Source organism: Rhizobiales bacterium NRL2, from assembly GCA_001664005.1.
Taxonomy (GTDB): domain Bacteria; phylum Pseudomonadota; class Alphaproteobacteria; order Minwuiales; family Minwuiaceae; genus Minwuia.
Genome location: CP016093.1, coordinates 3,859,684 through 3,884,908, shown reverse-complemented (window position 1 = coordinate 3,884,908; position 25,225 = coordinate 3,859,684). Strand labels below are relative to the sequence as shown.

Here is a 25,225-nt window from a genome sequence, read left to right as displayed (position 1 = left end):
GCCATTCACCTGGGGAGGAAATGATGGGCTGGAAATTCTGCGAGATCAAGAAACGGGGACCGGTCGCGGTCGTCACCATGGACCGCGGCGAGAAGCTCAACGCCTTCAACCCGCCGCTGATCCGGGAAATGACCGAGGTGGCGAAAAGCTTCCACAACGATCAGGAGACCCAGGCGGTCGTGCTCGCCGGCAACGAGAAGTACTTCTCGTCGGGCGCCGACCTGACGGACACGGAAATGTGGCAGACCGAGGGGATGACGGACGTCCAGATCCGCGACCGCTTCTTCCTCGGCGGCAAGATGTGCGACGCTTGGGAGACCATGCCGCAGATCACGGTCGCGGCGATGGAAGGCCTCGCCGTCGGCGCTGGTCTCGCCCTGCCGTTGGCGATGGATTGGCGGGTGATGGGCAAGTCCTGCTACTTCTACGTGCCCGAGATCAAGATCGGCCTGAACCTGCAGTGGAACGCCCAGCCGCGGCTGACGCGCCTGGTGGGGCCGGCCCGGGCCAAGCGCATCATCATCCTCTGCGAGCGGATGCAGTCGGATCAGGCGCTCGACTGGGGCCTGGTCGACGAGGTCGCCGAGGACGGCAAGGCGAAGGACAAGGCGATCGAGATGGCTGAGCGCGCCGCCTCCATGCCGGCGGTCGCCGTGCGCATGGTCAAGGAGGCGGTCAACAACACCGCCAACGCGCTGAACAAGACCGCAAGCTATGCCGATGCCGACCAGAGCTGGCTCGCCGGGGGGCTTTCGGCGGCGCGGGCCGCGCGCGACGACTTCGCGAAGTGAACGGGGGCGCCGTCCGGATCGGCTGTGGGGCGGGGTTCTCCGCCGACCGGCTGGACGGCGCCGTCGATCTCGCCCGTGACGGCCGGCTCGACGCGCTGGTGTTCGAATGCGTGGGCGAGCGGACGCTGGCCTTCGGCCATCGCGACCGCAAGCTGGACCCGGCGAAGGGTTTCAACCCGCAGCTGGAGGCGCGGCTGAAGGCCGTCTGGCCGCTCTGCATCGCCGGCGGTTGCACCATCGTCACCAATATGGGCGTCGCCAATCCGCGCCGCGCCGCCGAGGTCGCCATGGCGCTGGGCGTGGACGGCGGCCGCGCCGCCGCGGTGCTGGGCGATGACGTCACCGCGCTGATCGGGCCGGAGACGCCGCTCGACGGCGGCCGGCTGACCGTGGCCGATGTCGGCCGGGAACTGCTCGGCGCCAACGCCTATCTCGGTACCGACGCCCTGCTGCCGGCGCTGCAAGCCGGCGTCTCGCTGGTGATCGGCGGACGCATCGCCGACCCGGCGCTGTTCCTCTCGGTGCTGCGCCACCGCTTCGGCTGGGCGGCGGACGACTGGCCGCTGCTGGGCGCGGGCACCCTGGTCGGGCACCTGCTGGAATGCGGCACCCAGGTCACGGGCGGCTATTTCGCCGATCCGGGCCACAAGGAAGTGCCCGGTCTCGCCCGGGTCGGCTATCCGCTGGCCGAGGTCGCCGCCGACGGCACGTTCGAACTGACCAAGCTGGCGGACACGGGCGGCATGGTCACGGCGGCGACGGTCAAGGAACAGCTGCTCTACGAGGTGCACGACCCGGCGCGCTATCTGACGCCGGACGTCACCGCCGACTTCTCGGGCGTGCAGCTCGATGACCGGGGCGGCGACGTCGTGGCGCTCTCCGGCGCGGGCGGCGCGGCCCGGCCGGAGACGCTGAAGGTCACCGTCGCTTTCGACGGCGGTTTCCTGGCCGAGGGCGAGGTCTCCTATGCCGGCCGCGGCGCCGCCGGCCGGGCCCGGCTGGCCGGCGAGGTCACGGAAGAACGCCTGCGCCGGGTGCACGGCTTTACCGAGGATCTGCGCCTCGACCTGATCGGGGTGCAGTCACTGCACCGGCACCACGACCACGGCGTCGCGCCCGAGGGGACCGATGTGCGTCTCCGGGTCGCCGGCCGCTTCCGCGAACGGGAACGGGCGGAGACGCTGCTCTGGGAGGTTGAATCGCTGCTCTGCTGCGGCCCGGCGGGCGGCGGCGGCTTCCGCGGGCGGGTCACGCCGTCGGTCGTCACCCACGACGCCTTCCTGCCGCGGTCCGACGTGCCGACCCGCGTGGAGGTGTTCGGGTGAGCGTCCCGCAATTCTTTCCCGGCGCCCTTGGACTTGATCCAAGGGTCCAGCGAACACAAAGACTGGGTCCTGGGGTCGAGCCCCAGGACGCCGTGTCATTTGCGATCCCGATGCGGACCCGATGACCCGCCGGATCGAACTCCGCGAGATCGCCCATGCCCGCGCCGGTGACAAGGGCGACACCTCCAACATCTCGCTCTGGGTCCATGACCCTGCCGATTGGCAACTGGTCCGCGACCAGGTCACGACCGAGGCGGTAAAGGCGCATTTCGGCGCACAGGTGAAAGGCCGGGTGGTCCGCCACGAGATCCCACACCTGCACGGCCTGAACTTCGTTCTCGAAAGCGCGCTGGACGGCGGCGTCAACGGCTCGCTCAACCTCGACGGCCACGGCAAGAGCTGGAGCGCGATCCTGCTCGCGCTCGAGATCGAGGTGGATCAATAGGCTTGCGGCGAGCGCCGGCTTCTGCATTCAGTCAGGTGGCTGAATTGACGGAGCCTGCCCATGCCGCTTGAACTCTGGATCGCCTTCGTCCTCGCCAGCGCGGCGTTGCTTGCGGTGCCGGGACCGACAGTCATGCTGGCCGTCTCGCACGCGCTGAACGGCGGCCGGCGGACGGCGCTCGGCACCGTGCCGGGCACCATGCTGGGCGACTTCACGGCCATGACCGTCTCGCTGGCCGGTGCGGGCGCGGTTCTGGCGGCCTCGGCGACGCTGTTCACCGCGCTGAAGCTCGTGGGCGCCGCCTATCTGATCTGGCTCGGCGTGAAGCTCTGGCGGGCGAAGCCCGATCCGGCGGCGCTCGAACAGCGCATCGCTCCGGCCAGCATGCAATCGGTCTTCCTGCAGAGTTTCGTCGTCACGGCGCTCAACCCGAAGGGCATCGTCTTCTTCGTCGCCTTCGTGCCGCAGTTCGTCGACCCGGCCGCGCCGGTGCTCATGCAGTTCGTGGTGCTGGAGGCGACTTTCGTCATCCTCGCCGGGGTCAATGTCGCGCTCTGGGCCATGGCGGCGGGGACGCTCCGTGCCCGCTTTCGACAGCCCGCGACCATGCGCCTGGTCAACCGCATCGGCGGCGGCTTCCTGATCGGCGCGGGGCTGCTGACGGCGGCGGTGCGAAGGGCGTAGGGCGCGGCGACCAGGCATCGCCGCACTTCCCGCGCGGGCCGAAATCCACTATGTCCCCCGCCATGACCACCATCGAGACCGAGACCGCCCGGCGGCGGACCTTCGCCATCATTTCCCACCCGGACGCGGGCAAGACGACGCTGACCGAGAAGCTGCTGCTGTTCGGCGGCGCGATCCAGGCCGCGGGCGCCGTCCGCGCGCGCGGCGAGCAGCGGCGCACCCGCTCCGACTGGATGAAGATGGAGCGCGAGCGCGGCATCTCGGTCTCCGCCTCGGTGATGACCTTCGACTATGGCGGCCACGCCTTCAACCTGCTGGATACGCCGGGCCACGAGGACTTTTCCGAGGACACCTACCGCGTGCTGACGGCGGTCGATTCGGCGGTGATGGTGATCGACGCCGCGCGCGGCATCGAGCCCCAGACGCGCAAGCTCTTCGAGGTCTGCCGCCTGCGTGACGTGCCCATCATCACCTTCATCAACAAGATGGACCGGGAGGCGCGCGATCCCTTCGAACTGATGGACGAGATCGAGCAGGATCTCGCCCTCGACGTGACCCCGGCCAACTGGCCGATCGGCATGGGCCGCGATTTCCAGGGTTGCTACGACCTGATGGGCGACCGGCTGGTGCTGATGGAGCGCACCAAGGACAAGCAGGGCGACCGCATCGCTGAGGTGAAGGGCCTGGAGGACGCGCAGCTCGACCGGCTGCTGGGCGAGGGGCCGGCGGCGGAACTGCGGGAGACCGCCGAGATGGCGCGCGGTCTCTGCCCCGCCTTCGACCGCCAGGCCTATCGCGACGGCACCATGACGCCGGTCTTCTTCGGCAGCGCGCTGAACGCCTTCGGCGTGCAGGATCTGCTGGACGCGCTGGGCGCCTTCGCGCCGCCGCCGCGCCCGCTGCAATCGGACGTCCGCATGGTTCAGCCCGAGGAGGACAAGGTCGCCGGCTTCGTCTTCAAGATCCAGGCGAACATGGACCCGAAGCACCGCGACCGCGTCGCCTTCGTGCGCATGGTCTCGGGCCATTTCAAACGCGGCCAGCGGTTGAAGCACGTGCGCACGGGCAAGTCGCTCGCCGTCTCCAACCCGGTGATGTTCCTGGCCGGCGACCGCGCCACCACCGAGGAAGCCTGGCCCGGCGACATCATCGGCATTCCGAACCACGGCCAGCTCTCCATCGGCGACACGCTGACAGAGGGCGAGGAGCTGCGTTTCCGAGGCGTGCCGAGCTTCGCGCCGGAATTGCTGCAGCGGGTCCGGGCCACCGACCCCATGCGCGCCAAGCACCTGGGCGCGGCGCTGCAGCAGCTGGCGGAGGAGGGCGTGGCGCGCGTCTTCAAGCCGCGCTTCGGCGCCGACTGGGTGGTCGGCGTGCTGGGCGCGCTGCAGTTCGACGTGCTGCAGGAGCGGATCAGCTCGGAATACAACGTCCCCGTCCGCTTCGAGCCGGCCGAGCTGTATACCGCGCGCTGGGTTTCCGCCGACAGCCATGCCGAGCTGAAGAAGTTCTGCGACGAAAACAACACCGCCATTGCCGACGACCACGAGGGCGATCCGGTCTACCTGGCGCGCAACGCCTGGCATCTGGACCGCGGCCAGAAGGACTGGCCGCAGATCCGCTTCACCGCCACCAAGGATCCGGGCGTGGCCGAGAAAGCAGCCGCCTGAGAGGCGCCGCCGCCCCGGTTCAGCCCGTGCCGCCGACGGTCAGGCCGTCGATGCGCAGGGTCGGCTGGCCGACGCCGACCGGCACGCCTTGGCCGGCCTTGCCGCAGGTGCCGATGCCGGGATCGAGTGCCATGTCGTTGCCGATCATGGCGACTTTCTTCAGCACTTCCTCGCCCGAACCGATCAGCGTGGCGCCCTTGATCGGCCGGCCGATGCGGCCGTCTTCGATCTCGTAGGCCTCCGTGCAGGTGAAGACGAACTTGCCGGAGACGATGTCGACCTGGCCGCCGCCGAAGCTGGTGGCGTAGACGCCCTTTTTCACGCTGCGCAGGATTTCCTCCGCATCGCGGTCGCCGTTCAGCATCACCGTGTTGGTCATGCGCGGCATGGGCATGTGGGCGAAGCTCTCGCGCCGGCCGTTGCCGGTGGGTTTCATGCCCATCAGCCGGGCGTTCATGCGGTCCTGCATGTAGCCGGTCAGGATGCCGTCCTCGATCAGCACCGTGCGGCTGGACGGCGTGCCCTCGTCGTCGATGGTGAGCGAGCCGCGGCGGTCCTCGATGGTGCCGTCGTCGACCACCGTCACGCCGGGCGCGGCAACGCGCTGGCCCATCAGGCCGGAGAAGACCGAGCTCTTCTTGCGGTTGAAGTCGCCTTCCAGGCCGTGGCCGATGGCCTCGTGCAGCAGGATCCCGGGCCAGCCGGGACCGAGCACCACGGTCTGCTCGCCGGCCGGGGCGGCGACGCTTTCCAGATTGACCAGCGCCTGGCGCAGCGCCTCGTCGACTTCCGCCTGCCAGCGGGCCGGGTCCAGATAGGCTTCGAAGCCGGTCCGGCCGCCTGTCCCCGCGGAGCCCGTCTCCTGACGGTCGCCGTCGCCGACGACGACGGAGACGTTGAGGCGCACCAGCGGACGGATATCGGCGGCGCGCTGGCCGTCGGCGCGGATGATCTGCACCGCCTTCCAGGAACCGGCGAGGGAACAGGTGACCTGCTGCACGCGCTGGTCCTTCGACCGGGCATAGGCGTCGATCTCCTGCAGCAGCTTCACCTTCTCCGCGAAGCTGGGCGAGCCGATGGGGTTCTCGTCGCCGTAGAGCAGGCGGTTGGTGCCGGCAGGGCCGTCGGCCATGGAGCCGGAATGGCCGCGGCGCACGGCCTGCACAGTCCCGATGGCGCGCCCGATGGCTTCCTCCGACAGGTCGGAGGCATGGGCGTAGCCCTGCGCCTCCTCGGCGACCGAACGCAACCCGAAGCCCTGGGCCGTGTCGAAGCTGGCGTTGCGGAGGCGACCGTCATCGAAGGCCAGCATTTCCGACTGGCTGTACTCCAGATACAGCTCGCCGTCGTCCATCCCCTGCAGCGCCTCCGATACCTGCCGTTCGGTCTTCGCGCGGTCGAGCCCGGCGCGGGCGAAGAACAGCTCGTCGGTCTGCGAAAGGTCGGACATGCGGAAAAACTCCTGAGGCGGGAAGGTGGCTACCCGGAGAATAGGGATGGCTCGGCCCCGCTCCAAGTGCCGGCATGCGGAAGGCAGCCCATCCGGCCCATGGTTTCCTCGACCGCCGCGGCGATCGCGGTGCGCGGCTCCGGCCCGATCAGGGCCTCCAGCCGGGTGTTGTCCAGCCGCACGTCGGTGAACCAGAGATAGCGCATTTCGAGGAGTTCCCGGCACAGCGGCACGAATGGCGCGGCCAGGCGCACCGCCCACCACGGGAAGGACTTGATCTTCCGCGACTCGAGGCCGGCAGCGCGGGTCGCAATCTCGGCCAGGCGAATGCCCGGGTCGAGGTAATGGCCGGCAAAGTGGAGGTCCTCAACGGGCGCCATGCGGTTCTCCTGTTCGATCAGGCGCATGAACGCCTCCGCATAGTCCGGGAGGTACGCAAAGGCGTGACCGCTTGTCCGGTCGCCGGGCCAGTAGATGTGCCGGGGCGCGCGCCCGGGCTTCGCCATCACGTTGGAGAACCAGGACGCCGGCGCCTGCGCGCCGAAATAGTCGCCCGCATGCAGGATGGTCACCCGTGCGCCGCTGGCCTTCACTGCCTGCTCCATCGCCTTGCGCACCGCGCCCTTGGCGGAGACCGGGTTCTGGGGCGCATCCTCGCGGATGAGCGGGAACTGGTCGGGACCGAAATTGTAGACATTGCCCGGCACCAGGAGCCGCGCGCCGGCGGCCTTCGCCGCCATGGCGGCGTTCATGGCCATGGGCTCCACCAGCCTGTCCCAGTGCCGGTAGCCCGGCGGATTGGCGCCATGGAAGACGTAGTCGACGCCGTCGGCGGCCTCGATGACGTCATCGGCGTTCATCGCGTCGCCCCGGCGGATCTCGATGCGGCGGTCGAGTTCGGCCGCCTCGGGCCGGCGTTGCAGGGCGCGGACATCATGGCCGCGGGCGAGGGCGGCTTCCGCCACGGCGCGGCCCGCGCCGCCGGTGGCTCCGATGATCAGGATGGTTCTCGTCATGACTCGCTCCTTTCGCGTTCCCGAAGGTCTGACGGAAAGGTGCGCGCGATCATGACGAATGGAAATTGACTGAATCCGTGAGTTATCTATTCATTTTCGTATGAAAGCGGAATTCGACTGGAATCACCTGCAGAGCTTTCTTGCAGTCCTGAAGGAAGGCGGGCTCTCTGGCGCGGCGCGGGCGCTGGGGCTGTCGCAGCCCAGCGTCGGCCGCCACATCGACGCGCTGGAAGCGGAACTGGGCGGCGCGCTGTTCACGCGGTCCCGCGCCGGCATGAGACCGACGCCGCTGGCGCTCCGCCTGGCGCCGAATGCCGAGGCGATGGCCGCCGCCGCCTCGGCGCTGAAACGCTCGGCGGGCGGTTCGGAGAGCGCGATCGCTGGACCGGTACGGCTGACGGCCCCGGCGGTGATGGCCGAGGCGGTGCTGCCGCCCATGCTTACCCTCTTCGCCGAGCGCCATCCGGGGATCGAGATCGAACTGGTCTCGACCAACGAGCCGCTGAACCTGCTGACGCGGGAGGCGGACGTCGCCGTCCGGACCGTGCGCCCCGAACAGCTCGCAGTGGTCGCGCGGCGTGCGGCGACGGTCCGGCTGGGGCTCTACGCGCATCGAAGCTACATCGCCCGCCATGGCCTGCCGGCCGGCATCGGCGACATCGCCGGGCACCGGTTGATCGGCTATGACCGCAACCCGCGCATCCTGCAGCTGATGGCGGCGAAGGGCGTGCCGGTCTCCGCCGAGACCTTCGCCTTTCGCACCGATTCCGAGACCGCCCAGCTCGCCATGCTGCGCGCGGGCTACGGTATCGGTGGCTGCCAGGCGCCGCTGGCCGCCCGCGACTCCGAGCTCGTGCCGGTGCTGCCGGGCGTGCTGGACCTGGAGCTGGAGATCTGGCTGGCGACGCACGAGCGGCTGCGCAACAGCCCGGCCGTGCGGGCGCTGATCGATCATCTCGCCGCCGGGCTGGCGGCCTATGCCGAGGAAACCTGAGCCGTGCCCCAGCCGCGCCAGTCCGGCCCCGCTTGCGCCAGCATACCGCGCAGGTCCGACGCCGGGCACGGCCGCGCCATGAGATAGCCCTGGCCGAAGTCGCAGCCGAGTTCGGCAAGCTCGGCGTATTCCGCCTCGGTCTCGACGCCTTCGGCCACGGTCTGCAGGCCGAGATCGGCGGCGAGGTCGACGATCGCGCGCACCAGCAGCCGGCTGGCCATGTCATGGTCCATGCGGCTGACGAAGGAGCGGTCGATCTTCAGCGTGTCCAGCGGGAAGCGATGGAGATAGCTGAGGCTGGAGTATCCGGTGCCGAAATCGTCGATGGCCAGCGTGACGCCGAGATCCTTGAGCCGGCCGAGGGCCTCCGCGGCATGCTCGGGGTCGTCGGCCATCAGGCTTTCCGTGATCTCCAGCTTGATCTGATCCGGCTCGACGCCCGTGGCCTCGATGATGCCGGCGAAGCGGTCGATTTCCGAAAGATCGTGCAACTGGGCGGCGGAGACGTTGATGCTGATGAAGGGCGGCGGCTGGCCGGGATGGACGGTGCGGTAGACCGCGACGATCGCGGCGTGTTCCTGCAGGCCGCGCTCCAGCGCCCAGCGCCCCATCTGCACCACCATGCCGCTTTCCTCGGCCAGGGGGATGAAGCGCGCGGGGGGCACGAAACCCTGCTCGGGGTGGTGCCAGCGCATCAGCGCCTCGTAGCCGGCCAGACTGCCGTCGGCGATCCCGACGATCGGCTGGTAGTGGAGCGTCAGCTCGTCCTTCTCGATGGCGCGGCGCAGCTCGCGTTCGGTGCGCACGCGCCGGAGCGCCAGTTCGCGCACCTCGGCGAAGGCCCGGCGCTGGGCCTCGCTGCCCTGGCTGATCAGCGGCTGGCCGGCTTTCCAGCGGGAGGCGTCGTTGAGCCGCTCCACCATCATCTGGATGGTCAGCCGCATGATCGGATCGGCGGTCTCGATCGGCTTCATCAGGCGGTTGCGGCGCAGCACCAGCAATGTGCAGGGCTCGATCGTTGTGGCGGTGGCCGAACGCGGGGCGTTGGCGATCAGGGCCATTTCGCCGAAGATCTCGCCCGGCTCCAGCACGGCGATCACGCGTTGCGCATCGCCCTCGCCCATGGATATCTCGATCCGTCCGCTCTCCAGGATGTAGGCGTCGTCGCCGGCCTCTCCCTCGCGGAAGATCACCTGGTTCGCCGCCATCTCCCTGGCATGTATGTGCTCAGACAATCCGCGCCTCGCCGCGCCGTTCCCCGACCCGCGAACGGCATCATCCCGCCCCGTAGTTACCGAATGGTGCACACGTCAGGATCGGATGTCTGTCGCCGCCGACACGTAATGGACGCGAGGCGCGGGGGCCGTCAGGCGTCGACGTGCTCGGCGAAATGCTTCAGCGTCAGCTCCCTGGCGACCCGGGCGTTCTCGGCGTGATAGTCGGCGCGGTGGTCGCAGTTGAAGCCGTGGCCGGTGTCCTTGTAGAGGTGCACGCCGACTTCCGGATGGGACTCGGCGATGTTGCGCACGTCCTGCACCGGGATCGACTTGTCGTTCTCGCCGAAGTGCAGGATCAGCGGCGCTTTCACCTCCTCGGTGATGTGCGGCATGATCTGGCCGCCGTAATAGCCCGAGCCGGCGGCGACCTTGTCGCCCATCCGGCAGCAGGCGATGTAGACCAGCGAGCCGCCCCAGCAATAGCCGACCATGCCGACCCTGCCCGCCTTCGACGCCTCGTCCACCGCGGCCTCGATGTCCAGCAGCACCTTGTCCAGGTCGCAGGCGGCGCGCCATTCGCGGGCCTTGGCGATTTCCTCGGGCGTGTAGCCGCATTCCAGGCCGGGCTCGATCCGGTCGTAGATCGCCGGCGCGATGGCCAGGTAGCCTTCCGCCGCGTAGCCCTCGGCGACGTCGCGGATGTGCGCGTTGACGCCGAAGATCTCCTGGATCACCACGACCGCGCCTTTCGGCGTGCCGGCGGGCGCGGCCCGCCAGGCGTCGAATTCATGGCCGTCCGAGGCCTTAAGCTTGATCCACTGGCCCATGTCGCCCTCCCGCGTTGATCCGGTTTCCGGCGATGATAACGGCTGCCCGGCGGCGGCGAAACGCTCGTTTCAGTTGGCGCCGCGCTTGCGGTAGATGCCGATCAGTTCGGCGTCGAGCACCACTTCGCCCTTCTGGTTGACCACCTCGGTCTTCCAGCGGGCGGAGCCCCGGTCGGGCTTCGAGCGCGACGGCGTCTTGTCGATGCAGGTGGCGCGGACGTGGATCGTATCGCCGGGGCGGAGCGGCTTCAGCCAGCGCAGGTCGTCGAACCCCGGCGAGCCCATGGAATAGTTCGACTTCCAGGCGTCCATCTGCAGCCGCATCATCAGCGAGGCCGTGTGCCAGCCGCTGGCGCAAAGACCGCGGAAGACGGTCTGTTTCGCAGCCTCCTCGTCCAGGTGGAAGATCTGGGGATCGAACTCCTCGGCGAAGGCGAGGATCTCCGCCTTCGTCACCGTCCGGCTCGCCGTCTCCCGGGCCTCGCCGACCTCGATATCCTCGAACGCGCCTTTCATGATCCCTCAGCCGTACTTGCGGCCGACGATGAACTTCAGGCCGTCGGCGCCGACGTCTTCCGTATGCTCCCGGCCGGCGGCCATGGTCAGCACGTCGCCTGGCCCGCACTCCCGGGTCTCGCCGGCGCAGACGACCTTGATATGACCTTCCAGCACCAGCGCCCGCACCTCGAAGTCGTGGGCATGCGCGTCGTTGTGACAGCCGGGCGGCATTTCCTTGACCCCGGCATTGTCGAAGCCGTCGCGGGCGAGGCCCGCCTCGAATGCATTCCTGTCCATCGCGTGCTCTCCTTTTTCAGGCGTCGCTCTTCGGATCGAAGACCGGTGCGCGCTTCTCCAGGTGGGAATTCAGTCCCTCGACGACCTCGGGCGAGGTGAAGCCCAGCATCTCCAGAGCCACCGAGGCGTCGAAGGAGGGGCCGGCCATCCGGTACCAGTTGTTCAGCGCGTACTTGGTGAAGCGCAGCGCCGAGGGCGCGCCGTTGGCCAGCCGCGTCGCCACTTCCAGCGCCTTGGCCTCCAGTTCTTCCGGCTCCACGGCCAGGGAGACGAGACCCATGCGCTCGGCCTCCTCGCCGGTCATCGGCTCGCACAGCATCAGATGGTACTTGGCCTTGGCCATGCCGCAGAGCAGGGGCCAGTTGATCACCGCGTGGTCGCCCGCGGCGACGCCGAGGCGCGTGTGGCCGTCGACGATCTTGGCGTTCTTCGCCGCGATGGAGATGTCGGCCAGCAGCGCCGACACCAGCCCCGCGCCGACGGCGACGCCGTTGATTGCGGAGACGATGGGCTTGCCGCAGTTGATGATGTTGTAGACGAGGTCCTTGGCTTCCTTCCAGGAGCGGACGCGGGCGTGATAGTCCTTCACCATCGCGTCGATCATCTTGAAGTCGCCGCCCGCCGAGAACGCCTTGCCCTTGCCGGTCAGGATCACCGCCGAGATATCCGGGTCCTTGTCGACCTCGTTCCAGACATAGGTCAGGTGATTGTGGCCCGTCTGGTCCAGCGAGTTCATGGACTTCGGGTTGTTGATGGTGAGCCGCAGCACGCGTTCGGCCGGATAGTCGACCTCGAAGGTGCTGAACTCGGCGTAGCGATCGGTCATCTTCATTCCTCCCCAGGATGCCGGTCCGGGATGGTGCACCGTCCGCGCCGCCGGCTCAAGAGAGCCCGCGCAAACCTGCTAACGCGCCGCGGCGCTGCCGCGCCGGCCGCGTCTCCGCCCGCGAAGCGTGGCATGGAGGGCGCCGGCCAACCAGAGCGCATAGGCGAACAGTTCGATCGCCTCCTCGAGCACCTTGTCGTGATGGAGTTGCAGCAGTTCCTTCTCGAAGAGCAGGTCCGCGGCCAGGAAGCAGCCCACGCCGATGATCAGGAATTCGAACTCCATCGAGGCAAACGCCCTGCGAAGCCCTTCCAGTCTCGAGGGTTCCCGGCACAGCCAGCGATAGAAGGCGGCCAGGATCAGGGCGGCGGCGGCAGGCCAGCTGACCAGATGGGCGGCCAGCACCGCGTCGGCGGGCCAGTCCCAGATCTCGCCCCAGGTGACCTCACGTCCCAGTCCGGCGATGCAAGCCGCCGCGACGCCGAGGGCGAGGGCGCGGAATGTTTCTGCAAATTCGGGGCGGGGACGGGCCGCCGCAAGCAGCCAGAGCGCGCCCGCCGCGCTCAGGATGACCAGTTGCAGGTTCTCGACCGCGCCCTGCTCCGTATCGTCGAGGCCGATCAGCCTGTCCAGGACAGGGATGGCGGCGATCCAGAGCAGCAGTCCCCCGGCGACCGCCATCCGGACTCCCCATCGGGAGAGAATGAACGCGTCGGCATCCCCGAATCTTTCCAGCAATACGGTGAACCCGCCGGAATTGTATTTCATCAAACCGGGGACCTGATGGCCGCACCTCCCCCTGAACGGGCGCAATGTTGCAGTATTGTTACCAAGACCGGCTGGGCACTGGCCACAGGAAAACATGACGCGCCGTTTTCGGGCCGTCGAGGGCAGGACCGGTCACGTCAGGCCGGCGATCCCCAGTTCCGCGCATTTCGCCTGCAGGGCCAGCAGATCGGACCAGCTTTCCTTCTTGGCCGCCGGATTGCGCAGCAGATAGGCGGGATGGAAGATCGGCAGGACGGGCGCCGGGCCGAAACTCGCCTCGTAGACCCGCCACTTGCCGCGTTCGCGGGTGATCCGCGCCTCCACGTCATAGAGGGCCGACAGCGCCGTGCCGCCTGCCAGCACCATGACCTTCGGGCGGACCAGTTCGATATGGCGCTTCAGGAAGGGCAGCATGGCCTGGATCTCGGCGGGGTTCGGCTTGCGGTTACCGGGCGGGCGCCACAGAATCGTGTTGGTGATGTAGACCGAATCCCGGTCCAGTCCGATCGCGCCCAGCATCCGGTCCAGCAGCCGTCCCGCCTCGCCGATGAAGGGCTTGCCCTGCCGGTCCTCCTCGCGTCCCGGGGCCTCGCCGATGATCATGATCTCGGCTTCCGGATTGCCGTCGGCGAAGACGAGTTGCGTCGCGGTCTGGCGGATGGCCAGTCCCTCGAATTGCTCCAGCGCGGCCCTGAGGTCTTCCAGCGTCTCGCAGGCCGGGGCGATCTGCTGCGCACTGGCCACCGCCCGGCGGTCGCTGTCGATCTCCGACGCCGGGGTCTGCCGCGGCGTCCCGGCGGTTACGACACGGGCCGGCCGGACGTCCTCGACCTGCGGCGCCGGCGCGGGCGGCGGGGCCAGGCGGTCGTGAGGCTCGGCCTCGATCGCCACGTCCACGCCGGCGTCGACGTAGAACTGCAGCGCTGCGAGGTCAGACTTGAATCGGGCTTCCCGGTCGTCCATAGGCCCCATTCTAAGGCGTTTCGGCGTCGGATGGCACCGCCGGACGGCTGATCCGCCCGCCATTGCCGTGCGTTTGAAATTGTGGGAACTGTCATTACTGTGATGAAGGTCGCCGGTACAGCGCCATCGGCGGCTCTGCCAGGGAGTTGGGGATGGAACGCGATTCAATGGAATATGATGTCGTCGTTGTCGGCGGCGGACCTTCGGGGCTTGCGGCGGCCATCCGGCTGAAGCAGATGGCCGAGGAAGCCGGCAACGAGATCGCGGTCTGCGTGCTCGAAAAGGGTTCCGAGATCGGCGCGCACATCCTTTCCGGCGCCGTGGTGGATCCGAAAGGCATCGGCGAGCTGTTCCCGGACTGGCAGGAGCGGGGCGCACCGCTGAACGTGCCCGTCAGCGCCGAGAAGTTCCTGCTGCTGACCGAACCGAGCAGCATCAGCGTGCCGGTCAAGCTGCTGCCGCCGCCCATGCAGAACCACGGCAACTACATCGTCAGCCTGGGCAATGTCTGCCGCTGGCTGGGCGAGCAGGCCGAGGCGATGGGTGTCGAGATCTATCCGGGCTTCGCCGCCGCCGAGGTGCTCTATCACGAAGACGGCTCGGTGAAGGGCGTGGCCACGGGCGACATGGGCATCGGCCGCGACGGCGAGCAGAAGGACAGCTACACCCCCGGCATCGAACTCCACGCCAGGTACACCTTCTTCGCCGAAGGCTGCCGCGGCTCGCTGACCCGCGAACTGATGAACAGGTTCAGCCTGCAGGAAAGCTGCGAGCAGCAGACCTACGGCATCGGGATCAAGGAACTCTGGGAGATCGACCCGGAGAAGCACCAGGAGGGCCTGGTCGTCCATACCACCGGCTGGCCGTTGGACCGCGGAACCTATGGCGGATCGTTCATGTACCACCTGGAGGACAACCAGGTGGCGATCGGTTTCGTCATCGGGCTGGACTACACCAACCCGTATCTGTCGCCCTATGACGAGTTCCAGCGCTACAAGACCCATCCCGATATCCGGCACTATCTGGAAGGCGGCAAGCGCATCTCCTACGGCGCCCGCGCGCTCAACGAGGGCGGCCTGCAGTGCGTGCCCGACCTCGCCTTCCCGGGCGGCGCGCTGATCGGCTGTGCCGCCGGCTTCATGAACGTGCCCAAGATCAAGGGCAGCCACACCGCGATCAAGACCGGCATGATGGCCGCTGAAGCCGCCTTCGAGGCGCTGCAGGCGGCGGGCGAGGGCGGCGAGCCGGCCAGGGTGCTGGAGGCCTATCCGGAAGCCTATCGTGAGAGCTGGGTCTACAAGGAGCTTCACCAGGCCCGGAATGTCCGTCCGAGCTTCGCCAAGTGGGGTCTGATCGGCGGCATGCTCTATACCGGCGTCGAGCAGCTGATCTTCCGGGGCAACGTGCCCTGGACCTTCAGCCACGGCCACAAGGACAACGAGGTGCTGAAGAAGAAGTCCGACGCCAGGCCGATCGACTATCCGAAGTACGACGGCGTCCTGACGTTCGACAAGCCGTCCTCGGTCTACCTGTCGAACACGAATCACGAGGAAGACCAGCCGATCCATCTGACGCTGAAGGACGACAGCGTGCCGGTGGAGCACAACCTGAAATACTATGACGCGCCGGAGCAACGCTATTGCCCGGCCGGGGTCTACGAGATCGTCCGCGACGACGACGGTTCCAATCCGCGGCTGCAGATCAACGCGCAGAACTGCGTGCACTGCAAGACCTGCGATATCAAGGACATCACCCAGAACATCGTCTGGGTGACGCCGGAGGGTGGCGGCGGACCGAATTACCCGAACATGTGACGGCGGGCGAACGCGGGGCCGGCAGAAGGCCGCGCCGCGCCGGAGACCCGCCTGACGGAGGGCGCCGGCCATGAGGCGGCTCGGCTTTGGGATCGCGGTGATCGTGCTCCTGGCGACGGCGGGCAGTTTCGTCTTCGCCGAAATCTGGTACTTCGACGTTCTGGCGAGCCTGCGGCTTCAGCTTCTGATCGTCTGCGCCGCCTTGTGCGTTCTCGCGCTGCTGCTGGGCAGCCGCCGCACTTCGGCGGTGCTGGCGGCGGCGGTGCTGCTCAACGGCTTTCCGGTCGCGACGGCGGCGCTGCAGTCGCCCCCGGCGCCGCCGGCGATGGCGGCGCATGAGGTCTCGATCGTCTTCTACAATACGGCCAGGCGCACGGTGGACCTGTTCGAGTTCCGCGCCTTCGTCCGCGCCCGGCAGCCCGACCTGCTGGCGCTGACGGAGGTCTTCGCCTGGAACATCGCCGACATCCGCCGGACCTTCCCCGAGTACCCGTACTCGGTGGGGGAGCCCGGCGTGTTCGGCGCCGTCATCCTCAGCCGCACGCCGATCCGTGATTTCCGCATCCACGAGCATGCCGGGGGCCCTTCCGGCCGCACGCTCGAGATCCGGCTCTGCGGCAAGCTCGACGCCGACAAGTGCATGGCGCTGCTGGTGCTGCATCCGCCGCCGCCCCTGTCGGCCGACTACCACCGGCTCCGGGACCGGCAGATCATGGCCGCCGCCATGCAGGCGGGCATGGCGGGTGAAGAACGCGCCGTCAGCGGACGGGTCGCGATGATCGGGGATTTCAACCTGACGCCGTGGAACGCCGTCTATCACAAGTCGCTGGAGGCTGGCGGGCTGGCCGACGCCTTCGCCGGCGGGCCGCCGCACAGCACCTGGTTCTCGACCTTCGCCGCCGCCGGTCTGGCGATCGACCATGTCTGGCTGGGCCCCGGCCTCGGTGTCCGCCGCGTCGACATCGGGCCGCCGACAGGTTCCGACCACTTTGCCGTCTACGCCGAGCTTGCCCTCGACGTCGACCTGCGCTGGTGACGTCAGCGGAAAAAAGAAAGGGGCCGGAGCGGCGCTCCGACCCCTTGCAGAGGTGAAGTGCTTCGGTGCGCGTCTATCTGGGCTCGGACCTGAGCCCCTTGACGATGGCGAAGCATGCCAGCAGCAGGACGATGGTGAACGGGAAGCCCGTCGACACCGCCATGGCCTGCAGCGCGGCGAGGCCGCCGCCCAGCAGCAACGCGATCGCCACCAGGCCCTCGAAGATGCACCAGAACACGCGCTGGGAGACCGGGGCGTTGACCTTGCCCCCTGCCGTGATCGTGTCGATGACCAGCGAACCGGAGTCCGACGAGGTCACGAAGAACACGATCACCAGGATGATCGCGACCAGCGAGGTGATCTCGGCGAGCGGCAGCGCGCCCAGCATCTCGAACAGCTTGATCTCCAGGCTGGCTTCCTGCACCGCGGTGTAGCCCTGATCGACGATCTGGTGGATTGCGGTGCCGCCGAAGGCGGTCATCCAGAACACCGACACGATCGACGGGATCAGCAGCACGCAGACCATGAATTCGCGCACGGTGCGGCCGCGGCTGACCCGGGCGATGAACATGCCGACGAACGGCGACCAGGAAATCCACCAGGCCCAGTAGAAGGCGGTCCAGCCCTGGCTGAAGTTCGCGTCCTCACGCCCGAACGGGTTCGACAGGGGCGCCAGCTCGGTGACATAGGCGCCGAGATTGGTGAAGAAGCCGGTGAAGATGGCCAGGGTCGGCCCCACGATGACGACGAAGCCCAGCAGCAGGATCGCCAGCAGCATGTTGATCTCCGACAACCGCTTGACGCCCTTGTCCAGGCCGGCGAGCACCGACACCAGCGCCGCCGCGGTAATCAGCAGGATCAGGACGACCTGCGCGCCGGCCGATGTCGTGATGCCGAACAGGAAGTCGAGACCGGCATTGGCCTGCGTGGCGCCGAGACCCAGCGACGTGGCGAGGCCGAACAGCGTGGCGAAGACCGCCAGGATGTCGATGACGTGACCGGTCCAGCCCCAGACCCGCTCCCCGAAGATCGGATAGAAGATCGAGCGGATGGTGAGCGGCAGGCCCTTGTTGTAGCTGAACAGCGCCAGCGCCAGCGCGACGATGGCGTAGATCGCCCAGGGGTGCAGACCCCAGTGGAAGATGGTCGCCGCCATGCCCAGCGAAAGCGCGGCCTGCTGATCGCCGGCCGCGGCGCCCAGCGGCGCCCAGTCGGTGCGTGCGCCGGCGTCGCCGACCGCCGTTCCGCCCATCGACGAACTGAAATGCGAGATAGGTTCGGAGACGCCGTAGAACATCAGGCCGATGCCCATCCCGGCAGCGAACAGCATCGAGAACCAGCCGAGATAAGAATAGTCTGGCTTGGAATCCTTGCCGCCCAGGCGGACCTTGCCCAGCGGGGTGAAGATCAGCACGACGCAGAGGATCACGAAGATGTTCGCCGAAAGCAGGAAGAACCAGTCCAGCGTCGAGGTCAGCCAGGCTCTCAGGCTCTCGAAGGCCGGGGCGAGGCTGTTCTGGAAGGCCAGCGTCAGCACCACAAAGGCGACGATCACAAGTCCCGAGACAAGAAAGACCGGATTGTGGATGTCCAGACCGAACGGTCCGACCTTCGTCTGAATGTTGTGTTGGCCGATCTCGTACTCTGTATCGATGATGTCGGCCGGTCCTTCCGGCGCCCGAATGGCGTCGGCTGTGGAATCGCTCATGTTCCCCCCTCCGTTTCTGTTGGGTCGGGCTTCTGCGCGCAGCGGTCTTCTGCCACCTTTACCGAATCATGACATTGTGCCTGCGGATTAGGCAGATGTAACCCCTCAATACGACGCCCGAACGCCGGTAACCGACGAGCCTTCGGGGCGGAAACCGGGCTGGTCAGTCGGCCAGATGAGCGACCAGGCGGTCCATCAGGTCCATGCAGCGGCTGATCTGGTCGACGTCCACGAACTCGTTCGGCTGGTGGGCGACGCCGATGTCGCCGGGGCCGCAGATCACCGTCGACATGCCGGCCTCCTGGAAGATTCCGCCCTCGGTGCCATAGGACACGGCTTCGGTGTCGTTGCGGCCGGCCAGGCGCTTGAACAGCGTTTCCGCCGCGCCGTCCGGCTCGGGCGCGAGGCCCGGCACGTCGGCCTTGACGATCGTTTCCACCGATGCTTCCGGGAAGCCCTTGCGCATGCGCGGCAACAGGTTTTCCTCGATGAAGGCCTGCACGCGTTCGCGGATGTCGGCGCCGTCGTCGCCGGGGACGGCGCGGTATTCCCAGCGGATCTCGCAGTGATTGGGCACGATGTTGACCGCCGTGCCGCCATGCATCAGGCCGACATGGACGGTCGTGTAGGGCGGATCGAACGCCGGGGCGGGGCGCTGCATCCGTTCCTCGGCCAGGCCGGCGATGAAGCTGACCAGTTCGGCGCCGTAGTAGACGGTGTTGACGCCCCGGTCGATCTGGGAGGAATGCACTTCCCTGCCCTTCAGGGTGGTGTGGAAGACCGTGCAGCCCTTCTGGGCGTTGACGACGCGCATCATGGTCGGCTCGCCGACCAGGCACATGGCGGGCCTCAGATCGGTGGTGGCGAAGTGGTCGATGATGCCGCCGACGCCCAGGCAGCCGACCTCCTCGTCGTGAGAGAAGGCGAAGTGGACGGGCCGCGACAGCCGGTTCTCCTTCAGGCGGGGCGCGGCGGCCAGCGCGCAGGCGATGAAGCCCTTCATGTCGGAGGCGCCGCGGCCATAGAGACGGTCGCCCTTGCGGGTGAGGCGGAAGGGGTCGGTACGCCAGTCCTGGCCGTCAACCGGCACCACGTCGGTATGGCCGGAGAGCACGACTCCGCCGTCACCATCCCCGCCGATGGTGGCGACCAGGTTGGCCTTTCGGCCGTCCTCGCTCATCACCTTGCGGCTTTCGATGCCCAGGCCGCCCAGGTAATCGCGGGTCCAGTCGATCAGGGGCAGATTGGAATCCCGGCTGGTGGTATCGAAGCCCACGAGCCGCTCGAGAATCTCGATGGCGTTGTCAGTCTGGCTGTTCATGGCGTCACGTTAGTTATCCGGGCCGGGCGATGATAGGGTCCGGTTCAGTTACGAACTGTTGCGTACCGGGTCGTTGTTTCACATCTGCGCCGCATCCATATCTGCGGCGTGATTGACGGGAACGTAAAGCAAGTGGCGCCCGATTCCAGCAAGAGCGAATGGACCGAGACTAGGCCGACGGCGCGCGACGGCGACCTCCTCCGCGTCTCCGGCGCGCCGGAAGCGCCCGGCGGCGTGCGCTCTGGCCGCCGTCGGCGGATGGTGAACTATGTCGGCCTGATCGCGCTGATCCTGGCGGGCGTCGCCGGCGCCGTGGCGCTGTTCATGACCCGCTCCACGCTGACGCCGGCGGAACGCGGCGAGACGGTCTATTCGGTTTCGACCATGGCGGCCGAACGCAGCGACAATTTCCCGGTCATCACCGCGTTCGGAGAAATCGCAGCGGGCCGGGAGGCCGACATGCGGGCCCTTGTCCAGGGCGAGGTCGTGGAGGTCGGCGATTATTTTCGCAATGGCGGAACGGTGCGTCAGGGCGATCTGCTGCTCCGCATCGACCCGTTCGACTACGTCGCCGCCGTCGACGAACTGAAGGCGCAGATCGCCGAGACCCGGGCGCGCGTCGCCGAGGCCCGCGCGCGGCTCGCCTCCGAGCGCTCAGCCCTCATCGAGGACCGCTCGATCCTCGAGATCAAGGCGCAGGACGTGCAGCGTTTCGAGCGTCTGAACCAGAAGGGCACGATTTCCGACCAGTCGCTCGGCAACGCCCGGATCGAGTATCAGACGCAGCAGCAGAAGGTCACCCAGCGCGAGGCGGCGATCGAGGCCGAGCAGGCGCGCATGCAGCAGCAACAGGCCGCGCTCGAGCGACTGCAGGTCTCGCTCGCCCGCGCCGAGCGCGACCTGACGCGGACGGAGCTGCGCGCGCCCTTCGACGGTTTCCTTTCCCAGGTTTCGGCGCAGGTCGGGTCCCTGCTCGGCCCCAGCGACCGCGTCGCCCACCTGGTCGCTGCCGACTCGCTGGAGGCCCGCGGGCACCTCTCGGACGCCCAGTACGGGCGTCTGCTCGCCGACGGCGGGCTGGATGGCCGGCCTGCCACCGTGACCTGGAAAATGGGGCCGGAGCGTCTGACCTACGAGGCCGTGATCTCCCGCATCACTTCCGAGATCGATCCGGGTTCCGGCGGCGTGACCTTCTACGCCCTGCTGGCCGCCGACGGCCTGGATCTGCCGATCCGTCCCGGCGCCTTCGTCGAGATCGAGCTGCCCGACCGGCGCTTCCCGGACACGATCCGCCTGCCGGCCGTCGCGGTCCACGACGACAATCGCGTCTTCGTCATCGAGGAGGGCCGCCTGGTCCGCCGAGACGTCGAGGTGCTGGCGCGGCAGGGCGACGATGTGATCGTCGACGGCGAACTGGAAGGCGGCGCCCGGGTGGTGCTGACCCGGTTCAACGAGATGGCGCCCGGCGTGCGGGTGCGCGACGCGGCCGCCGGCGGCGATGACGGGGCCGAAGCCGCGAGCGGCCGATGAACCCCGCCCAGCTCGTCTCGATCTTCGTTCGCCACCGCAACGCGGCGAACCTGCTTATGGCGCTGATGCTGATCGGCGGCATCTTCGCGCTCGACCGGCTGAACACGCAGTTCTTCCCCGATACCGGCCTGGACTTCGTCACCGTCTCCATCGTCTGGCCGGGCGCCAGCGCCGAGGACGTCGATTCCAACATCGTTTCGGCGGTGGAGCCGGAGGTGCGTTTCCTCGACGGGGTGAAGGAGGTCAACTCCTACTCCAGCGAAGGCGCGGCGACCATCGTCGTGGAGTTCCAGGCCGGCACCGACATGCAGTCGGCGCTTTCCGACGTGGACGCCGCCGTCGCCGGGGTGACGACCCTGCCCGAGGATTCGGAAGAACCGCTGGTCAAGCGCGTGGTGCGTTATGACGAGATTTCGCGGCTGGTGATCAGCGGCGATGTCAGCGAGGCCGAGCTGAAGACCGTCGCAAAGCGTATCCGCGACGACCTGCTGGCCCGGGGTGTCGACAAGATCGACTTCTTCGGCATGCGCGACGAGGAGGTCCAGGTGAAGGTGCCACCGCAGGCGCTGCGCCGGCTGGACATGACCATCGGCGACATCGCCCAGCGGATCGCGGCAACGTCCGTCGACCTGCCGTCCGGGGAACTGGGCGGCGCCTCCCAGAAGCAGGTGCGCGCCCTGGGCGAGCGGAAGACCGCGCCCGGCTTCGGCGAGATCGAATTGCGCGCGACCGCCGGGGGGCAGTCGATCCTGCTGCGCGACGTCGCCCGGGTGACGGAAGGCTTCGACGACAACCAGCCCGTGGGGCGGCTGGGCGACGACCTGGCGATCGAGATGATCGTCAAGCGCGCGACCACGACCGACGCGCTGGAGGCGGCGGCGATCGTGGAGGACTATGTCGCCGACATCCGGCCGACCCTGCCGCCTACGGTCCAGATCACCGAATACAGCGTCGCTGCCGCCCTGATCGAGGACCGCATCAGCCTGCTGGTCAACAACGGCCTGGGCGGGCTGGTTCTGGTGCTGGTGGTGCTGTTCATCTTCCTGTCGGCGCGCGTCGCCTTCTGGGTCGCGATGGGCATCCCCGTCGCGATCTTCGCCACCGCCGCGGTCATGCTGCTGACCGGGCAGAGCATCAACATGGTCAGCCTGTTCGCACTGATCATGACGCTCGGCATCATCGTCGACGATGCCATCGTGGTCGGCGAGCACGCCGCCACCCTGCGGCGGCGCGGCCACGGTGCGCTGGAAGCGGCGGAGAAGGGCGCGCTGCGCATGCTGGCGCCGGTGACCGCGGCGGCGCTGACCACCATCGCCGCCTTCATGCCGCTGTTCATGATCGGCGACGTCATCGGTCAGATCATCGTCGCCATTCCGCTGGTCGTCGTTTCAGTCCTCGTCGCCAGCCTGATCGAGTGCTTCTTCGTGCTGCCCGGACATCTGCGCGAGGCGCTGCACGGCGACAGCCGCCGCGCAGGCTGGTACGGGCGATTCCGCGAGCGTTTCGATGCGGGGTTCGACCGGCTGCGGGATGGACCCTTCACGGCGGCGGTGCAGCGCGCCGTGGACTACCGCTATGTCACCATCGGCGCCATTGTCGCCGCGCTGATCCTCTCCATCGGCCTGGTCGGCAGTGGCCGCGTCGGCTTCAACTTCTTCCCCAGCCCCGAGTCCGACACCATCGAGGGCAATATCGAGATGGCCGCCGGCACCCCGCGCGAGGACGCGCTGGCGGCGCTGGACGAACTGGTCGATGCGCTGGGCCGCGCCGAGCAGCGCCTGACCGATGGCGAGGGCGGCCTGGTCAGGATCGCCTTCCAGCGGGTGGGCCGCAGCCAGGGCCGCTCCTTCGAGAGTGTGCCGGGCGACAATCTGGGCGGCATCCAGGTGGAACTGGCGCCGTCCGACAGCCGCGACGTCCGCACCGCCGAGGTGGTCGAGGCCTGGCGCGAGGAGTTCCGGCCGGTCCCCGGCCTGAAGCGCTTTTCGATGCAGCAGCCGGCCGCCGGCCCGCCCGGGCGCGAACTGGACATCCGCCTGTTCGGCGGCGACGTGCAGAGCCTCAAACGGGCGGCCCAGGCGGTGAAGGAGGAACTGGACCGTTTCGCCGGCGTGAGCGACGTCGAGGACGACCTGCCCTATGGCAAGCAGGAGCTGATCCTGGAACTGACCGCCCGGGGGCGGGCGCTCGGCTATACCACCGAAACCGTGGCCCGCCAGGTCCGGGATGCGTTCCAGGGCGCGATCGCCAAACGCTTCGCGCGCGGCGACGAGGAGGTCACGGTCCGCGTGCAGCTGCCCGACGAGGCCGCGACCGAGGCCGCGATCCGGACCATGTACATCCGTAGTCCCTCCGGCGCCGAGACGCCGCTGGAGGAGGTGGTCCGCTTCCGCGAGGACGCCGGCTTTGCCCGCATCCGGCGCAATGACGGCCACCGGGAAGTCGGGGTGTATGCCGAGATCGACGAGACCGTCGCCGGCGCCGGGGCCATCCTCAGCGCGCTCGAGAACGGACCGCTCGACCGCATCGCCCGGCAGTACGGCGTCGACTACCGCTTCGCCGGCAAGGCCGAGGAACAACAGCAGACCTTTGGCGACATGAAGGTGGGCGCCGCGGTCGGCCTCGCCGCGATCTACATCATCCTGGCCTGGGTCTTCGCCTCCTACAGCCGCCCGATCATCGTCATGTCCATCATTCCCTTCGGCCTGATCGGCGCGGTTCTCGGCCACCTGCTGCTGGGTTACGACCTGTCCATTCTGTCGCTGGTGGCGCTGATCGGCCTGGCCGGCATCCTGGTCAACAACTCGATCATCCTCGTCGCCGCCATCGACGACCGCGTGGCCGAGGGCGAGGGCGCAATGGAAGCCATTGTCTCAGGCGCCGGCGACCGCCTCCGCGCGGTCACGCTCACCTCGATCACCACCATCGTCGGGCTGACGCCGCTGATGTTCGAGACCAGCCTGCAGGCCCAGTTCCTGATCCCGATGGCGATCACCATCGTCTTCGGCCTGGCCACCGCGTCGGTGCTGGTGCTGTTCGTCGTGCCGGCGCTGCTGGGCATGCTGATCGACATCGGCGAAGGCCGCCGCCGCCTCGTCCGCCGCCTGCGCGGCGCCGAAGGGGCGGATTGAGTATCCGGTCAATGGCGTCTTGCCCGCCCTGTGCGGGCATCCGGTCTGACTTGAAGGCGGATCGGGCAGCAACCCGCATCAGGCTCCTGCCGGACCCCCGCACAAGGCGGGGATGACGGCGAAGGCGAAGGCGGGCTGTGAAGGAGTTACCTGAGCGCCTTCGACAGGTATTCGCGCGGTTCGGGGCCCTGATTGGCCTCCTCGAAGGCATCGATGGCGGCGCGGATCGCGGCGTCGATGGGCATGTTCTCCCATGACCGGATCAGCTTCTTCTGCTGACGGACGGCCTTCGGGCCGGAAGCGAGGATGGAGCCGAGCCAGGCGTCGACCTGCTCGTCCAGCCTGTCCTTAGTCGTGACCTTCTGCACCAGTCCGCAGAGACGCGCGTCTTCGGCATCGATCATGTCACCGGTAAGCAGTATTTCGGCCGCCTTGCCCCAGCCCATGACATGGGGCAGCAGCACCGCCTCGATGACGCTGGGCAGGCCCACGCGGACCTCGGGCATGCCGAATTTCGCGTTGTCGCTGGCAACGCGGAAGTCGCAGGCCGCCACCAGCTCCAGCCCCGCGCCCAGGCAATAGCCGTGGATGCGGCCGATCACCGGCACCGGCAGGCGGCGCACCTCGTCGATGGCCAGATGCAGGTTGGTGATGAACTCACGCGCCGAAGGGCCGTCCATCTGCGACATCTCGCCGATGTCCGCGCCGCCGACGAAGGCGCGATCGCCCGCCGCCTGCAGGACGACGGCGCGCAGGTCCTGATCCTGCGACAGCTCGCGGGCCGCCTCTCGCAGCTCGCGGTTCATCTGCCGCGACATGGCGTTCAGCTTGCCCGGCCGGTTGAGGATCAGCCGTGCGATCGGGCCGCCGTCACGCGCCTCGCGCTCGACGCGCACCAGTTCGTGGTTGCTCAT

General features: G+C 68.1%; 22 protein-coding genes. 10 read left to right on the top strand and 12 right to left on the bottom strand.

The genetic code is table 11. The annotated features are described in order from the left end of the window. The first annotated feature begins 23 nt into the window (after positions 1 to 23). The 5 genes from TEF_18145 to TEF_18125 all read left to right on the top strand — a co-directional run bounded on the left by TEF_18145 (position 24) and on the right by TEF_18125 (position 4,915). Positions 24 to 791 carry a hypothetical protein gene (locus TEF_18145; GenBank protein ID ANK83592.1) on the top strand — a complete coding sequence of 256 codons (768 nt, stop codon included), beginning with the start codon at positions 24 to 26 and terminating at the stop codon, positions 789 to 791. Continuing rightward, positions 788 to 2,116 (top strand): ABC transporter substrate-binding protein, encoded by a 1,329-nt coding sequence (locus tag TEF_18140; GenBank protein ANK82495.1) that lies wholly within the window; start codon positions 788 to 790, stop codon positions 2,114 to 2,116. The genes TEF_18145 and TEF_18140 overlap by 4 nt, the downstream gene beginning before the upstream one ends. A 121-nt stretch (positions 2,117 to 2,237) precedes the next feature. Next, on the top strand, positions 2,238 to 2,561 hold the full coding sequence (locus TEF_18135; GenBank protein ANK82494.1) for a hypothetical protein: 324 nt from the start codon (positions 2,238 to 2,240) through the stop codon (positions 2,559 to 2,561). Positions 2,562 to 2,621: 60 nt separating this feature from the next. Next, positions 2,622 to 3,245 (top strand): lysine transporter LysE, encoded by a 624-nt coding sequence (locus TEF_18130; protein ANK82493.1) that lies wholly within the window; start codon positions 2,622 to 2,624, stop codon positions 3,243 to 3,245. Positions 3,246 to 3,307: 62 nt separating this feature from the next. Continuing rightward, positions 3,308 to 4,915, top strand: a complete 1,608-nt coding sequence (locus TEF_18125; GenBank protein ID ANK82492.1) for a peptide chain release factor 3 — start codon at positions 3,308 to 3,310, stop codon at positions 4,913 to 4,915. Between the two features lie 19 nt (positions 4,916 to 4,934). Here the strand turns inward: TEF_18125 and tldD are convergent, their stop codons facing one another. Together tldD and TEF_18115 are read right to left on the bottom strand one after the other, a co-directional pair. Beyond that, complete coding sequence (tldD, locus tag TEF_18120) at positions 4,935 to 6,365, bottom strand: metalloprotease TldD (protein ID ANK82491.1); 1,431 nt, start codon at positions 6,363 to 6,365, stop codon at positions 4,935 to 4,937. A gap of 29 nt (positions 6,366 to 6,394) precedes the next feature. Continuing rightward, complete coding sequence (locus TEF_18115) at positions 6,395 to 7,381, bottom strand: hypothetical protein (protein ANK82490.1); 987 nt, start codon at positions 7,379 to 7,381, stop codon at positions 6,395 to 6,397. A gap of 100 nt (positions 7,382 to 7,481) precedes the next feature. On the opposite strand from TEF_18115, the gene TEF_18110 reads away from it, so the two are divergent. Beyond that, on the top strand, positions 7,482 to 8,375 hold the full coding sequence (locus TEF_18110) for a LysR family transcriptional regulator (GenBank protein ID ANK82489.1): 894 nt from the start codon (positions 7,482 to 7,484) through the stop codon (positions 8,373 to 8,375). On the opposite strand, the gene TEF_18105 is transcribed toward TEF_18110, so the two are convergent. The 7 genes from TEF_18105 to TEF_18075 form a co-directional block, all read right to left on the bottom strand. Beyond that, complete coding sequence (locus TEF_18105; protein ANK82488.1) at positions 8,357 to 9,583, bottom strand: hypothetical protein; 1,227 nt, start codon at positions 9,581 to 9,583, stop codon at positions 8,357 to 8,359. The genes TEF_18110 and TEF_18105 overlap by 19 nt on opposite strands. Before the next feature lie 158 nt (positions 9,584 to 9,741). Beyond that, the gene (locus tag TEF_18100) at positions 9,742 to 10,419 is read right to left on the bottom strand and encodes a hypothetical protein (protein ANK82487.1); all 678 of its coding nucleotides are present in this window, start codon (positions 10,417 to 10,419) and stop codon (positions 9,742 to 9,744) included. Between the two features lie 69 nt (positions 10,420 to 10,488). Beyond that, the gene (locus TEF_18095) at positions 10,489 to 10,935 is read right to left on the bottom strand and encodes an acyl dehydratase (protein ID ANK82486.1); all 447 of its coding nucleotides are present in this window, start codon (positions 10,933 to 10,935) and stop codon (positions 10,489 to 10,491) included. Between the two features lie 6 nt (positions 10,936 to 10,941). Then, positions 10,942 to 11,214 (bottom strand): hypothetical protein, encoded by a 273-nt coding sequence (locus tag TEF_18090; GenBank protein ANK82485.1) that lies wholly within the window; start codon positions 11,212 to 11,214, stop codon positions 10,942 to 10,944. Positions 11,215 to 11,230: 16 nt separating this feature from the next. Then, complete coding sequence (locus tag TEF_18085; GenBank protein ANK83591.1) at positions 11,231 to 12,040, bottom strand: enoyl-CoA hydratase; 810 nt, start codon at positions 12,038 to 12,040, stop codon at positions 11,231 to 11,233. Between the two features lie 78 nt (positions 12,041 to 12,118). After that, the gene (locus TEF_18080) at positions 12,119 to 12,721 is read right to left on the bottom strand and encodes a hypothetical protein (GenBank protein ID ANK82484.1); all 603 of its coding nucleotides are present in this window, start codon (positions 12,719 to 12,721) and stop codon (positions 12,119 to 12,121) included. Positions 12,722 to 12,940: 219 nt separating this feature from the next. After that, complete coding sequence (locus TEF_18075) at positions 12,941 to 13,771, bottom strand: hypothetical protein (GenBank protein ANK82483.1); 831 nt, start codon at positions 13,769 to 13,771, stop codon at positions 12,941 to 12,943. A 152-nt stretch (positions 13,772 to 13,923) separates the two neighbouring features. Between TEF_18075 and TEF_18070 the strand changes: the two genes are divergently transcribed. Then, positions 13,924 to 15,585, top strand: coding sequence for an electron transfer flavoprotein-ubiquinone oxidoreductase (locus TEF_18070; GenBank protein ANK82482.1), 1,662 nt, complete (start codon positions 13,924 to 13,926; stop codon positions 15,583 to 15,585). Between the two features lie 97 nt (positions 15,586 to 15,682). Then, positions 15,683 to 16,621, top strand: coding sequence for a hypothetical protein (locus TEF_18065; protein ID ANK82481.1), 939 nt, complete (start codon positions 15,683 to 15,685; stop codon positions 16,619 to 16,621). Between the two features lie 73 nt (positions 16,622 to 16,694). Here the strand turns inward: TEF_18065 and TEF_18060 are convergent, their stop codons facing one another. Together TEF_18060 and TEF_18055 are read right to left on the bottom strand one after the other, a co-directional pair. After that, positions 16,695 to 18,329, bottom strand: coding sequence for a BCCT transporter (locus TEF_18060; GenBank protein ANK82480.1), 1,635 nt, complete (start codon positions 18,327 to 18,329; stop codon positions 16,695 to 16,697). A 163-nt stretch (positions 18,330 to 18,492) separates the two neighbouring features. Further along, positions 18,493 to 19,650: an acetylornithine deacetylase (ArgE) gene (locus TEF_18055; protein ANK82479.1), complete on the bottom strand. Its 1,158-nt coding sequence runs from the start codon at positions 19,648 to 19,650 to the stop codon at positions 18,493 to 18,495. Positions 19,651 to 19,782: 132 nt separating this feature from the next. Between TEF_18055 and TEF_18050 the strand changes: the two genes are divergently transcribed. Next, positions 19,783 to 21,180: a hypothetical protein gene (locus TEF_18050; protein ID ANK82478.1), complete on the top strand. Its 1,398-nt coding sequence runs from the start codon at positions 19,783 to 19,785 to the stop codon at positions 21,178 to 21,180. Continuing rightward, a complete protein-coding gene (locus TEF_18045; GenBank protein ID ANK82477.1) occupies positions 21,177 to 24,311 on the top strand; it encodes a hypothetical protein in 3,135 nt (1,044 codons plus the stop codon). The genes TEF_18050 and TEF_18045 overlap by 4 nt, the downstream gene beginning before the upstream one ends. A 146-nt stretch (positions 24,312 to 24,457) precedes the next feature. Here the strand turns inward: TEF_18045 and TEF_18040 are convergent, their stop codons facing one another. Continuing rightward, on the bottom strand, positions 24,458 to 25,225 hold the full coding sequence (locus TEF_18040; protein ANK82476.1) for a hypothetical protein: 768 nt from the start codon (positions 25,223 to 25,225) through the stop codon (positions 24,458 to 24,460).